At 36.6% G+C, this 13135-nt stretch carries 14 protein-coding genes; 1 reads left to right on the top strand and 13 read right to left on the bottom strand.

Annotated elements, in window-relative coordinates; all coding sequences use genetic code 11:
* Positions 1-262: 262 nt before the first annotated feature.
* From ACSG5Z_RS00885 to ACSG5Z_RS00825, 13 genes are all read right to left on the bottom strand, one after another.
* Positions 263-1393 carry an RNA-guided endonuclease InsQ/TnpB family protein gene (locus ACSG5Z_RS00885; protein WP_435710406.1) on the bottom strand — a complete coding sequence of 377 codons (1131 nt, stop codon included), beginning with the start codon at positions 1391-1393 and terminating at the stop codon, positions 263-265.
* Positions 1394-2212: 819 nt separating this feature from the next.
* Entirely contained in the window at positions 2213-2986 is a 774-nt protein-coding gene (locus tag ACSG5Z_RS00880; RefSeq protein WP_426707947.1) for a flagellar basal-body rod protein FlgG, read from the bottom strand.
* 42 nt (positions 2987-3028) lie between these two features.
* Positions 3029-4339 carry a flagellar biosynthesis GTPase FlhF gene (flhF, locus tag ACSG5Z_RS00875; protein ID WP_098815373.1) on the bottom strand — a complete coding sequence of 437 codons (1311 nt, stop codon included), beginning with the start codon at positions 4337-4339 and terminating at the stop codon, positions 3029-3031.
* A gap of 14 nt (positions 4340-4353) precedes the next feature.
* Positions 4354-6420 (bottom strand): flagellar biosynthesis protein FlhA, encoded by a 2067-nt coding sequence (flhA, locus tag ACSG5Z_RS00870; RefSeq protein ID WP_087983203.1) that lies wholly within the window; start codon positions 6418-6420, stop codon positions 4354-4356.
* A 24-nt stretch (positions 6421-6444) separates the two neighbouring features.
* The gene (flhB, locus tag ACSG5Z_RS00865) at positions 6445-7491 is read right to left on the bottom strand and encodes a flagellar type III secretion system protein FlhB (protein WP_087983205.1); all 1047 of its coding nucleotides are present in this window, start codon (positions 7489-7491) and stop codon (positions 6445-6447) included.
* A 10-nt stretch (positions 7492-7501) separates the two neighbouring features.
* Positions 7502-8263, bottom strand: a complete 762-nt coding sequence (locus ACSG5Z_RS00860; protein WP_001055716.1) for a flagellar biosynthetic protein FliR — start codon at positions 8261-8263, stop codon at positions 7502-7504.
* 15 nt (positions 8264-8278) lie between these two features.
* The gene (locus ACSG5Z_RS00855) at positions 8279-8554 is read right to left on the bottom strand and encodes a flagellar biosynthetic protein FliQ (RefSeq protein WP_001098085.1); all 276 of its coding nucleotides are present in this window, start codon (positions 8552-8554) and stop codon (positions 8279-8281) included.
* 33 nt (positions 8555-8587) lie between these two features.
* The gene (locus ACSG5Z_RS00850) at positions 8588-9346 is read right to left on the bottom strand and encodes a flagellar type III secretion system pore protein FliP (protein ID WP_001220582.1); all 759 of its coding nucleotides are present in this window, start codon (positions 9344-9346) and stop codon (positions 8588-8590) included.
* On the bottom strand, positions 9343-9663 hold the full coding sequence (locus ACSG5Z_RS00845) for a hypothetical protein (RefSeq protein WP_000121176.1): 321 nt from the start codon (positions 9661-9663) through the stop codon (positions 9343-9345). Before ACSG5Z_RS00845 ends, ACSG5Z_RS00850 begins: the two co-directional genes overlap by 4 nt.
* A gap of 12 nt (positions 9664-9675) precedes the next feature.
* Positions 9676-10035 (bottom strand): flagellar motor switch protein FliN, encoded by a 360-nt coding sequence (fliN, locus tag ACSG5Z_RS00840; protein WP_000680010.1) that lies wholly within the window; start codon positions 10033-10035, stop codon positions 9676-9678.
* 10 nt (positions 10036-10045) lie between these two features.
* Positions 10046-11032, bottom strand: a complete 987-nt coding sequence (gene fliM / locus ACSG5Z_RS00835) for a flagellar motor switch protein FliM (protein ID WP_000012366.1) — start codon at positions 11030-11032, stop codon at positions 10046-10048.
* 14 nt (positions 11033-11046) lie between these two features.
* Positions 11047-11271 carry a flagellar motor switch protein FliN gene (locus tag ACSG5Z_RS00830; protein ID WP_000775712.1) on the bottom strand — a complete coding sequence of 75 codons (225 nt, stop codon included), beginning with the start codon at positions 11269-11271 and terminating at the stop codon, positions 11047-11049.
* A 62-nt stretch (positions 11272-11333) separates the two neighbouring features.
* Entirely contained in the window at positions 11334-12119 is a 786-nt protein-coding gene (locus ACSG5Z_RS00825) for a lytic transglycosylase domain-containing protein (RefSeq protein ID WP_046955151.1), read from the bottom strand.
* Positions 12120-12374: 255 nt separating this feature from the next.
* Between ACSG5Z_RS00825 and ACSG5Z_RS00820 the strand changes: the two genes are divergently transcribed.
* Positions 12375-13135: flagellin N-terminal helical domain-containing protein (locus ACSG5Z_RS00820; protein WP_435710405.1), on the top strand; the 761-nt coding region annotated here is incomplete at its 3' end.

The following is a 13135-nucleotide window of genomic DNA, read 5'->3' as shown; positions in this document are numbered from 1 at the left end:
AAATAAAAAGCCTTCTAATTAAAAGGCTTTTTTTACATACTATTCCACTTATTTTAGCTGCAACGTATTTGATAGATTCTCCTCCAAATGCTCCCGTAAAGTAGAACCTGTATACTCTTCCGATACGATAAACTTAACTAAATCTATACAATTCAATCAAATTTATACAAATTAGTGCTTCATCGTGTTCTCGCAACCCCGAGGGGACGAGGGGTATAACACTCCACACGAGGCAGTATCGTTACCTCCTATTATCAAGCATTTATTTTACCCATCTTGATAAATTTATCGAAGCATTTACATCCTTATCGTGATGGCTATTGCATGAAGCACAACACCACTCACGTATTTTTAAACTCCACTGTCCTTCTGGTTGAACTGAATGGTCGTATTTTACTCCGCAACATGAGCAAATCTTGCTTGAGGCGAACCATTTATCAGCTTTTACATACTCAATGCCATACTTCTCGCACTTGTATGATAAACATTGAAAGAAGAAGTTTAATTTTTGAAATGAAAATGCTTTCGATAGTTTTTTGTTTTTTAACAGGTTTGAGATAGATAAGTCTTCCACAACAATCCTCATTGGTTTGGTTTTCACCAATTTAGCTGTTGCTTGATGGATATGGTTATTTCGGATATTCATAATTTCCCTAGATAACCGCAGGTGCTCAGTTTTGGCTTTTTCATATCCGGCAGATTGAATTTTTACACCTTTTTTAAATCTCCTAGACATATCTCTTTGCGCTGACTTTTTCCTTTTCAAAAGTTTTTTAACCTTAGCATCTTTGTTTATATTTCGTTCTTTCGTACCATTAGAAGCTACAAACAGCTCTTTTAAACCAACATCCACACCAATCGACTCATTGGTTAGTTCTTGTGATGCAAAGTCTTCTTGGAACCCTACACTAATCCACCAGTGACGACCATCAAAGGTAACTCTTGGATTGGATGGCTTTTTGTTTCTTGGTAGTTGTTGGCTTGTTTTCACTTCTCCAACGGATTGAATATGAACTACTTTCTTTCCTATAATCAGTCTTTCATAATTAGCATAAAATCCTTGGATTAAATCTTTTTTGGATTTATAAGAAGTGTGAGAACCATTTTTGTACTTTTTGAACGAATGTTTCCTCGCCTTATCAAAATCTTTTGAAGCCTGTTTGGGAACTTGTGCGTTGATGTCATTTAACCACTCATATCTCTTTCGCTTCTTGATCTTTGTAAATCGTTTCTGTAAAGCTAACTGTGAAACAGATTTTCCAAATAGCTTATAGTATCTATCACTCATTCTTTTACAATAGTTATAAGCGAATCTTGCAGCACCAGCATGGTTTCTAAGCACTTTTTCTTGTTCAGGCGTTGGAATCAGTCTGACTTTCTTCGCCAATATCATCAGAAGCCTACTCCTTTACTGTGCGATTATTCGGGCACTCACCTTTCAGATAATGAAAGATTTATTCTTCTGAATAATAGCGTACTCCACCAGCATTCTCCTAAGACTACTAGGAGACAAACCTGTTAATTCCGATACTTGACTAACTCGTGAAAATTTCATTATTATTCTCACCTCATTGAATCCACCATAGCACATACGTTCGATATATTCAATGAAGTTTGATAAATTTAATAAAATTTATCTCGTTCAACTAAGGGCGCAATTCCTTAGCCAGTTCTCTTATGAACTTCTCATGTTTTCACATGAGCGCAGACTATATGTTTATCTCTTTAGAGATAGAGGATTTTCCACCACCATAGGCTTGTGGTGTACTCTCGTCAGTTATACGAGATAGTCGTTGAACATTCATCTTATCCATTTTGCCTTAGATGATTCGAGGCGGAAGACCCATTATTCTACTGTTTAGGATTTAACCTTGCACCATCTGATTGATTTTTTCTGCTTTCGCGACATTCACACTCGCTATTTCTAGCCACGTTGTAGTTCAATCAGCTTTAGGGATTGCCCGCAGTTAACCCTCACTACTAGCCAATCACTTGACTAGCAGGGCTTGCTGATATATTTAATTAACTTTGGTTATAATTGGTTAAATAAATCGTAACAGTTAGTTACCCCTTTTTTAATTCACTTAGTTAAATAAGCATTGCTATCATTATGAAATTCTATCCTCACAATAACGATGTTGATAATCATTATCATTTTATGATGTAACTGTAATAAAAGCAATAAAAAAAGACTTCCGCTAAGGAAAGTCTCCTATCTCAATATTTCGTTCGCTTCTTTTTCATAAATTTTATCAAATGAAGTCATAACGCGTTGTGACGCTGAAATCATTTTTTGATCCGTCATAAGATCAGCCATCTCTTTCGTCATATCTACATTTGAATTTTCTAGCATATGATTTTTTACTGTCCCTACTCCGTTCGGTAAATCAGCAATGTTTCCTTCTGCTAGTGTAAAGCTTTTGTTCTCTCTTTGTACGAGACGATTATTCGCTTCTGCACCTATTGTTTTTGTTTGCAGACGGGCAATATTATTTTGTGTTACTGCATCATATAACGTACCGTCTGCTTGTACAGCTACTTTTGCTCCTTCTGGAATACGAATACGTTCATTATTCTCTCCCATTACGAAAGCGCCTGAAGTTGTTTGTAAATAACGATCACTATTTAATGTAAAACTACCATCTCTCGTTAAAAATGTTTCATCGTTTTTAGATGTAACGAAAAATGATGATGTGCCGGCCGTACCGTCATCTAAAAAGAAATCTGTAGCACTATTTGTCATTTGTATATTTCCTTGTACTAAGTTCACATGCGTTGCGGCTGGTACTACAGCGTAATCGACCGAACCGATATTTGTCACAGCTCCATCTCCGCGGCGATATGTGTCTTGTACATCAAATACTTTAGAAGTCATATTTTCTGCTTTAAATCCTGTCGTTTGAGCATTTGCAACGTTATTCGAATGAACATTAATGCGCTGCATGTAATTCATCATACCCATAGAACCTATATAAAGACCGTTCATACTCGTTTGAATAAGGCAGTTGCCTTATCCTTCACCTCTTTTCTATGATGTTTGCAACATTTGTTTCGCTAAATGTTCAGCTGTAGCGATATGTATATGTTGCTTCACGTCTTGTCCGTCTGTCATTAATACAATTGGAGCTGATGATACTGCTGGAATTTTCAATAATTCACCACTACTTGCTGTTTCATCAAATTTCGTAAATACGATACCATCAATATGAATATCTTTAAAATTCGTAATGATTTCAATCATGTCTTTACTTTTCATCGAAGCTGATAACGTTAAACAAATATAATCTGGCTCTACTTGTCCCATCGTTTCAATCATTTCTTCTACTGTTTCTGACGCACGATAATTTTTTCCGGCGGTATCAATTAAAATATAATCGACGCGCGCTTCTTCTTTAAAATACGTAAGCGCTCTTGTCATTGCAGCTTCATCACGTACAGCGATTACTTCAAATCCAATTGTCTTGACGTAATCTTGCAGTTGCTGCACTGTCCCGATGCGTGAATGGTCTGTCGTAATAAAACCAACCGTTTTTTTCTTACCGTGAAACTGCCACGCCATTTTCGCAAGTGTCGTCGTTTTCCCAACTCCAGTTGGACCGATTAATGCAATTGTTTGCACTTCTTTTTCAAAAACGTTTTCCGTATTGAAATGAGATCTCATATCTTCCAATATGTATCCGATCACTTCTTCTTCTGTAATCATCGTCGCATTCTCAAACTTCACTTTTAACTTTTCAGCATATGCATGAATGAAATATTGTTCTACATCGTTTTGCTCTAGCATGCGAATTACCTTTTGAATAATAAACGGTACAGATTCTTGCTTTTCTTTCTTTACAACAACTTCTTCTTTCTTAACGGGAACGACTTTTTTCACAGTTTTTTGCTTTTTCGTTACTTTCGTTTCTTCCGTCTGTTTCACAACGACGATACCTTTTTCAAACAGCTTTAATAGTTTCTCTTTCTTTCTTGTCCATTCTTCACTATTTCCTGTTTGCATCGCCGCATATGACATAGAAGTCGTCACGTTTTCTAAATTGTGCAGTACCGATTGAATTCCGTTCGCCTTCACAATTTGTTCTGAAGAATCATTTACAACATCCATTAGTTGTTCATGAAATTGAGCTGTGCCTTCATTCACTTCTTCCTGTTTATCCTCTGGAAAAGCAACTAACATTTCATAATTCTTTTTCCAAAAAAACGGGATATTTCGTTTTACACTTTCATCGACAACGTAATAATAATCTGTACCATATTGGTCAAATAACTTTCGATACAATTCATTTTTCGAAGCTGCTTTTATTCGCATTAACGCTTCTTTCTTTTCTGTACTTTCCATTACTTCACCCCCTACTATTCAATATAGGCAATTTGATCTACAACAATTTCCGGTGCTAATTCGCTAATACAAAGTACTTGCGCTTCTACTTGATAACGCTCAAGAAGTCTTACAATCGCAAATCTGAAATCTTTTCTACGCGTTAATAATACTGGTTCTCTTCCCATTAAACGAGCTTGTTTAAAGACACGCTGTACTTGTTCAACAACACGTGTTTCTAAATCTAAATCCCAGTTTAATAAGTAACCTTGGTATGAATTATTTACAACATCCGCATCTAACTCGATTGAATCTGAGAAGAGCGCCGCATAAATTTTACCGTCAGGATTTTTTGCATTTTCACAAATCACTTTTGAAATACATTCACGGACGAATGACGTTACACCGTCTACATGATTTTGATAAATTTCTTTTCCGTCAATAATACCTTCGATAATAGTTGGTAAATCACGAATAGAAATACCCTCTTTTAGCAATTGTTTAATAACATTTTGAACGAGTGATAAGTCGATTTCTTTCTTCTTAATCTCTTCTAATAAAACACCGTTATCATTTTCAAGCGAGTTAATTAAGTCTTTTACATGTTGACGCTGAATTAACTCATGAAGATTACGTCTAACGACAACATCTAAATGTGTAATTAATATGCTAAGCGGCTCTAATACTTGATAGCCTTTCATTTGTGCATCTTGTACCATATGCTCTAAAATCCAATATCCATCTTCACCGAAAATTGGATCTTTCGCTGGTTCTGCATCTAAATCGGCCATTACATTCGGTGTTTTCAATGCTAATAAATAACCTGATTTTAAAACACCTTCAGCTGCCTTCGCACCTTTAATACGAATAATGTAACGTCCGCGTGGTCTAAAACTCGTATTATCTTTAAAGTTAATGCCAGGAACGTTAATACCAAGGTCGGTAATAATCGACTTCCTCATAAGAACAACTTTATCACGAGCTGTTTCCCCGTTAATCTTCTGCTTTACAAGTGCTGCTAAATCTAAACCGAGTTCTACAATAATTGGATATTTATCTGTAAATACTCCGAATGAATCTTCCACTTGTTGCAGTTGCTCATCTTCGCCTTGAATCATTTCTAATTCTTTTTGAAGCTCGTCTTCTTTTTCTTTCTTTATTCGGTTTTTATTACGAATTCCTAATAAAATAATTGTTCCACCAACAAGAGCAAACGGTAGAAATGGTAGCGGAGTGAAAATACCCATCGCAATAAATAAACCACCAAGCGCATATACAACAACTTCATGTGCTAATAACTCTTTAAAGATACCTTCTGTTACTGTATCCGCTGAACCATCAAATACACGTGTTACGATAATACCTGTTGAAATCGCAAGCATTAACGAACCGATTTGGTTTACGATTCCGTCACCGACAGTTAGCTGTGTATAGTGAATAGCTGCATCAGCAAAACTCATCCCCTGCTGCATCATCCCGACAATTAAACCGAAAATAATGTTTACGAATAAGATGACAATCCCGAAAATAACGTCCCCTTTAATGAACTTTCCGGCACCATCCATCGCTCCGTAAAACTCTGTTTCCATATTTAATTTCTTTCGTTTTGCCTGTGCATCTTTTTCAGTAATGATACGCTGGTTTAAATCTGCATCGATCGACATTTGTTTCCCGGGTAAAGAATCAAGTGTAAAACGAGCTGCAACTTCAGCTGTACGAGATGCACCGTTTGCAACGATAAACTGGAATATGATTAATACTGTAAATATAACGATACCAATTAATAAGTTCCCGCCAATTACAAACTGACCGAACTCTTCAATAACATGTCCCGCATTTCCGTCTGTCAAAATCGCTCGCGTCGTCGATACGTTAATCGATACGCGGAATATCCCGATTAATAACAACATCGTCGGAAATGACTTTAATTCATCCCACTCGTTAATACTTGTTGCTCGCATATAAATAAGCACTGACATACTTAGTAAAAAAACGATAACGATATCAAGTATAAATGGTGGAAGTGGAATTAAGAGCGCCACTACGAATGACGCTGCTAAAAAGATAGAAAAATAGGTTCTTGCAGAATCTATCTTAAACACAAGAGATCTCCTCCAACCGCGCTATTATACTTCAAGTTCATTCGTTTGAATTAAATAGCGCATAACTTCAATTACAGCTACGTATAAATCTTCTGGAATCGTCTCATCTTCCTCGACTTGATAATATAAAGAACGAGCAAGCGGACGGTTTTCCACCATTGGTATTTCTTGTTCTCGGGCAAGCGTTCGTATATATAATGCGAGCTCATCTTCCCCTTTTGCAACGACAATTGGCGCCGCATCAACCTGTTTATTGTACCGAAGTACGACCGAAATATGAGTCGGATTGTTTACAATAAACGTTGCACCATCCATCTTCTTCGCAATTGTCCCTTGCAAGATCGCATGCATAAAGTTTTTTCGTTTCCCTTTTACTTGTGGGTCCCCTTCATTATCTTTATGCTCTCTTTTTACTTCTTCTTTTTTCATCTTAATATCTTGTTCGTACTCCCATTTTTGATAAATAAAATCAATAATAGAAAGAACGATTAATATAATTAAAATAGCTAAAAAGATAAATTTAATTTGCCTAATAATTTCAGAAAGTGACGCAGTCCAGTTAAATCCAATCATACTAACGATCTTCTCTAAATTCTTTTTAAAGAGAACGTAAGAAACGTACCCGATTAATCCCATATAAAATAGTGATTTCAAAATATCTACTAAACTTTTACGACTAAACAATCTCGTAAAATAGTTTTTTGGATTAATACGCGACGCTTTCGGCTTAATAACTTTAGAAGAAAATAAGAAACCGACTTGAATCATATAATTGAATAAATGAAAAGCGTATACGAGTATTAAGATTGGCGCTGAAACTTTTAGTAATAAAATACCCATTAAATAAAAATACTCGGTCGAATCTGTATTTTTTCCAATTTGATCAAACAGCACCGCTACAGAATTGGCAATCTCATAACCGAGCCAATCTCCGAAAAAGTAAACGACAACTGCTAATACGAGAATGGAAAATAAATTATTTAAATCTTTACTCCGGGCAATATTCCCTTCTTCACGCGATTTCTTACGCTTCTGCGGGGTGGCCTTTTCTGTTTTATTATCCTTTGCCATGCGCGTCCCCCTACTTCGTTAAGAAAAAGTTAAATAGTTTCGTATATTCCTCAAGCAATACATCCGTCATATTTTTAAACACATAACCGAGCATTGGTACACTCATCGCAATAAACAAAATACCACATGTAATTTTAATGACGTACGCATTCATAAAAACGTTTAATTGCGGAGCGTTTTTTGCGATTAAAATTAAAACAAAGTTAATGATGAACAAACTTCCCATAAGCGGAAGAGCAATTTCAACCGCTGATGTAATCGCAAATAATAACGTTGCGAGTAGACTATCTAGGAAACTAGTCGTCAGCAATTTTGAAATCGCCTCTGTATATTGAAACGACTTTAAAATCGTGGCAACGAAATAATTAATGCCGCCAAGTGAAATAAAAATAATGAGGAAAAATATATCAAAAATGGTTGATAGTAAAGTAGACTGTGAGCCTGCATTTACATCAAACAAACTCGCCTGTGATAAACCGATATCAAAGTCTAAAATATGCCCTGCCATTTTTGGAATATTCCACAGCATTTCTACAATTTTTGAAAGCGATAATCCGATTACAATTTGCGTACCTGCATAAGCTGCAACGTCCCAAGTTGTCTTTATGTGAGAGACATCAACTTGATCGGCCACTGTAATCGAAAGAGCAAGTCCAACTGTAACCTTTGCCATCGCTGGAATGGATCGACCTGAGAAAAACGGTAAAAAATATAAAAATGAAGTAATGCGGCAAAACGCAAAAAACGTCGCCGCCCATAATTCCATATTCATTTCAGTTCACCTATCTTAGTACGAACGCAATAGCGATGGGATTTTATCAAATAAATCTAAAATAAGCGTCGTTAACTCTTGAAACATCCACGGACCTAAAATGATAATAACGAGTACAATACTCGCCATTTTCGGTAAAAACGTCAGCGTTTGCTCTTGAATTTGCATCATCGCCATAATGACAGCGATGATAATAACGACAATCATACTTACGCCGGCAACCGGCATTAAAATCATAACCCCTTTATAAAAAAAGGTTTGAAAAATATCTATAATTGGTGACGTATTCATTTATATGACTCCTATCACATAGCATCAAACGCTTCAGGCGACCGTTTTAAACATAATGTCGACGATTTTTGTATATCCACCTAAATATACGAAAACGAGTATTTTAAATGGTAAACTTAAAATCATCGGCGGTACCATCATCATCCCGAGGTACATTAAAAGTGTACTAATAATCAAATCTATAAATACAAACGCTAAATAAATGAACATCCCCGTTAACAACCCTTTTTGGATTTGCGTTAACGTAAAGGATGGTACGAGCGTAAATAAGGAAAGATCTTTCAAATCTTTCGGCAACTCTTCTCCGCGCACTTTCAGCATCATTTTTAAATCATGCTTATACGTATGCTTTGACATATACTCTTTCATAATCGGAGCTGTCGTCTCCGCAGCTTGACTTACAGTTATTTTCTCTTTCGTCATCGGATCCCACACATCGCTCTTCAATTGCCCGAGTACAGGCTGCATCGTGAAGAGGGATAAAAATAGTGCAAGTCCTACAAGCACTTGGTTCGGTGGTAAGTTCATTACCCCAAGTCCTTGACGTGTAATCCCAAGAACGATCATAAAATAAGTAAAATGTGTAAATAATAGAACGATAGAAGAAGATAATGATAATAGGGTAACGAGCGCAAATAACTGTACACTTGAATTACTCGTAAACTCTTTTCCATTTTCGAAATTAATAAAACCGTTCGGGGCCGCATACGCTGGATTTACAAAAATAATTGAAAAAACGATAGAAAATACGAAAATAACGGCTAATAATGATAACTGTTTCTTTATTCTCATGATGGATCCTCTACTTTTTTCGTTTCACTCTTTACCGCGTCTTCTAGCGCTTGTTGAAACTGATTTCCTGTTCCTGTTAATTGCACAGATTGTACACCGTTATTACTAATAACAGTGAACACTTGCTTGCCATCCACTTCAAATAAAAAGGCGCTCGTTTGATGATTTAAATACACGCCGTCTTTTACTTGAATATGGCCATTTTCACCTTGTTTAAAAAACTGCTGCTTGCGCGTCTTTTTCGTCATATAATATGCACCGTAACCGAGCGCACCAAACAGTAAAACGACTTGAAATAAGGTCGTCATATACGACATATGACTCCTCCTCTACTCTTTATCTTGCATTTGACTTTGCGCTTTCATAAGCGCAGCTTGCTTCTTATCGGCTTCAATTTCAGAAATGATAATACCGAACTTCTCGTCCATTACGATCGCTTCACCGATGCCGACTTTCATATTACTTAAATACACATCTACTTTATGTCCTAAGTTTTTCTCTACTTCCAGAACATCGCCCACTTTTAACTGTTTCACATCACCAAGCGTAATAGATGACTTCCCAAGCTTTACACCAAGTTCAATCGAAATGTCTGAAACAGTATCAATATGTGCTTTACCTGCTTCATTTCGCTTCCCTGCAAAATCTTCTAATCCCATTAATGACACAGGAGATACTTCATGCTTCATATGGATCCTCCTACTCTACAAAACTTTTAAATAAGAGCGCCTTACGCGTTCCATCTTTCCCAATAAAACAATTAAATTTATGCTTTCCATCTACATAACCAAGTAATTCATCCGAAACTTTCGTATGAAGCGGAATAATATCGCCTTCTTCAATTTGTTCAATCTCACCCATTGTCATCTTCTGCTCGCCAATTGCAACGTGAACAGGTTTATACACTTGATTTACTTTCACTTCCACTTCAGACGTATACTTTTTACGTTTATCCGAAGAATGTTCGACAATATTTTCAGACGTTAACTTATCCATAATTTCTTCAACAGATAAGAACGGAATACCGATACGCACCGTCGTATTCCAAAAATCTGTTTTCATATTTACGTTCAGTAATGAAATGATATCACTCGCTGTTGTAATCTTTAATGCATTCGGATCTGTCTCCGTCGTTACAAATTTCGGTTCAATCGCCACAACACTTTCAAATGATTGCTCTAAATTTTTACAAAGGAGCATAAAAATATTATCCAGTGTTAAAAACTCAAATGCGGTAAGTGGTCTGCGCATCGTAAAGTTACGCTTACTATCTCCACCAAGCCAACATTCATGAATATAAATAACGAACGCTAAATCAATCTCAATAACAATTTCTCCAAGCTCCGGGAGGCCAAGATCAATAACACAATATAAATAGTAATCTTTCGGCATTTTCTCCACATACTCACTCGTAAACGGAACTTGCTCAACCGTTGAAGGCTCTAGCTCAATTGGAATACGCATACGCGCTGACAACGTCTGTGACGTCTGTTTACCAAATGTAGAAGCAATTGCTTGCAAGCTACGTAAATGCTCAACACCGAACTTCTCCGGTCTATTAAAATCATACTCTTGAAATTTCTCTTGCTTCCCTGCTTCTTGTGCGAAAGCTGGCATTTCCTCGCCTTCATTTACCGCCTTCAGCAGGGCATCAATTTGCTCTTGGCTTAATTTTTCGCCACTCATGACAATCCCCTTCCCTACCTTTTCAATTCAACGATTTCAACGTACATCTTCCCGTTTTTCGTCAAAATCTTTCCGGTTCCAATCTCTTCATTCTCAAGCATAAGACGCACCGTATTTTTCGTTGAATTTTCAAGACGATACAATGTACCTTTCGTAATATGAAGCAAATCTTCAATTTTCTTTTTCGTATTTCCGATTTCAAAATAAATTGTTAACGGAATATCATCTTGTAATTTCAAATCTAGCCAACTCCCATATCATGTTCACGAAAATTTCATGTTCTCTCTATATATGAAACTTCTTATTTTGAAACGTCGATATTTAATATTTTTTTAATATATCCTTGCGTTTCTTTAAATGGCGGTACGCCTCCGTACTTTCTCACATTACCAGGGCCAGCATTATAAGAGGCAAGTGCCAATACTAAGTCGCCGTTATTTTTCTTTAAATAACCGCTTAACTCTTTCACACCGCCCTCAATACTTTCAGCTGGTGAAAATGGATTTTTTATACCCATCTCTTTCACATTCGCTGGCATAAGCTGCATAAGACCCATCGCACCTGCATGTGACACCGTTTTCGGATTAAAATTAGACTCTACTTCAATCATTTTTTGAATTAACGTTTTCGGAATTCCATATGTACGGCTAGCGCGATCAATAATATCCTCATACTTCCCCTCATTGGAAGAACGTATTTTTTGAATATTATACTTCTTCGTTAATTCCCACGTATCAGCAGCCTCATTTTTCGTTTCTGGGAAACGTCGTTCAAACTCTTTTTGTGCGACTTGCACTTCATCTACGTTCTTCGTTTCAGCTTTTTCTTCAGGCTTACTCGCTTCCTCTACTTTATTAATAGATTGTTCCGGTTTATTTACGACCGTTTCTATTTTCGTAGATTGTACCGGCTGACTCATATTCTCTACACTTGCCGGCTGCGCAGTACCCTTCGTCTCCTTCGCAGGTTCACTCTGCAACTTCTCTTGAAAACGACTACTAACGAATGCTTGTGGACTACTTAGCTTTTGCTGAATTTGTCCTTTCTTATATGCAAGCACTTCTTTTACTATATTTCCAACTATCATAATATCACCTTTTCGGTAAACAAAGATAATCTAATATTAGAGTTTTTTTTAAAAGTTTGCAATAATCCTTTTGATAATATTGTAATAAAAAAATGAACAAATAGGAAATTATCATTTTTTTATATTCATTAATTACAATTATTCGTTGACACGATATATACCAAGGATTACAATTAATCTCGAAATTGATTTTTTTGCATATTTATGTTTAACAATTAACAGAAAAATCAATATAAAAAAATGGGGGTTCTTAACATGAGAATTAATACAAACATTAACAGCATGCGTACGCAAGAATACATGCGACAAAACCAAGACAAAATGAATACTGCGATGAATCGTTTATCTAGCGGTAAATCTATTAACAGTGCGGCTGACGATGCTGCTGGTTTAGCTATCGCTACTCGTATGCGTGCGAAAGAAGGCGGATTAAACGTTGGGGCGCGTAACACACAAGACGCTATGTCTGCTTTACGTACTGGTGACTCAGCATTAGGCTCAATTTCTAACATCTTACTTCGTATGCGTGATCTTGCTACGCAAGCTGCTAGTGGTACAAATAATGTTAAAGATTCAGCTTCTCTAGACGAAGAGTACCAACAATTAGCAAAAGAAATTAACCATATTGCTGAAAAAACTAACTTTAACGGTAATGCATTTTTAAACTCTGCTGATGCTGATGCTACTAAGAAGGGCTCAGATGTGACTATCCAACTTTCTGACGCTGCAAGTGATACTCTTGTTATTACAGCTATTGATGCAAAGGTTGATACACTACTTGGTGCTGCTGTTGGAAAATTAACAGGTGCTGATTCAGCAGCTGCTGTAACTGCAGCAACAACTGAAATGGGTAAAATTGATACTGCCATCCAAGCAGTTGCTGATGCAAGAGCAACTTTCGGTTCTCAATTAAACCGTTTAGACCATAACTTAAACAACGTAACTAGCCAAGCTACTAACATGGCTTCTGCTGCTTCTCAAATCGAAGACGCTGACATGGCGAAAGAAATGTCTGA

The sequence above is a fragment of the Bacillus pretiosus genome (assembly GCF_051294775.1).
In the GTDB taxonomy this organism is placed as follows: domain Bacteria; phylum Bacillota; class Bacilli; order Bacillales; family Bacillaceae_G; genus Bacillus_A; species Bacillus_A wiedmannii.
This window is presented reverse-complemented; position numbering and strand designations above follow the sequence as displayed.

Bases quoted from the DNA above. Each gene is read 5' to 3' on its own strand.
- fliN (WP_000680010.1), bottom strand. From the start codon at position 10,035: ATGAAGCATGAAGTATCTCCTGTGTCATTAATGGGATTAGAAGATTTT.
- flhF (WP_098815373.1), bottom strand. From the start codon at position 4,339: ATGGAAAGTACAGAAAAGAAAGAAGCGTTAATGCGAATAAAAGCAGCT.
- ACSG5Z_RS00855 (WP_001098085.1), bottom strand. From the start codon at position 8,554: ATGAATACGTCACCAATTATAGATATTTTTCAAACCTTTTTTTATAAA.
- flhB (WP_087983205.1), bottom strand. From the start codon at position 7,491: ATGGCAAAGGATAATAAAACAGAAAAGGCCACCCCGCAGAAGCGTAAG.
- ACSG5Z_RS00850 (WP_001220582.1), bottom strand. From the start codon at position 9,346: ATGAGAATAAAGAAACAGTTATCATTATTAGCCGTTATTTTCGTATTT.
- ACSG5Z_RS00825 (WP_046955151.1), bottom strand. From the start codon at position 12,119: ATGATAGTTGGAAATATAGTAAAAGAAGTGCTTGCATATAAGAAAGGA.
- fliM (WP_000012366.1), bottom strand. From the start codon at position 11,032: ATGAGTGGCGAAAAATTAAGCCAAGAGCAAATTGATGCCCTGCTGAAG.
- ACSG5Z_RS00885 (WP_435710406.1), bottom strand. From the start codon at position 1,393: ATGATATTGGCGAAGAAAGTCAGACTGATTCCAACGCCTGAACAAGAA.
- ACSG5Z_RS00845 (WP_000121176.1), bottom strand. From the start codon at position 9,663: ATGTCGTATATGACGACCTTATTTCAAGTCGTTTTACTGTTTGGTGCG.
- ACSG5Z_RS00880 (WP_426707947.1), bottom strand. From the start codon at position 2,986: ATGAACGGTCTTTATATAGGTTCTATGGGTATGATGAATTACATGCAG.
- ACSG5Z_RS00860 (WP_001055716.1), bottom strand. From the start codon at position 8,263: ATGAATATGGAATTATGGGCGGCGACGTTTTTTGCGTTTTGCCGCATT.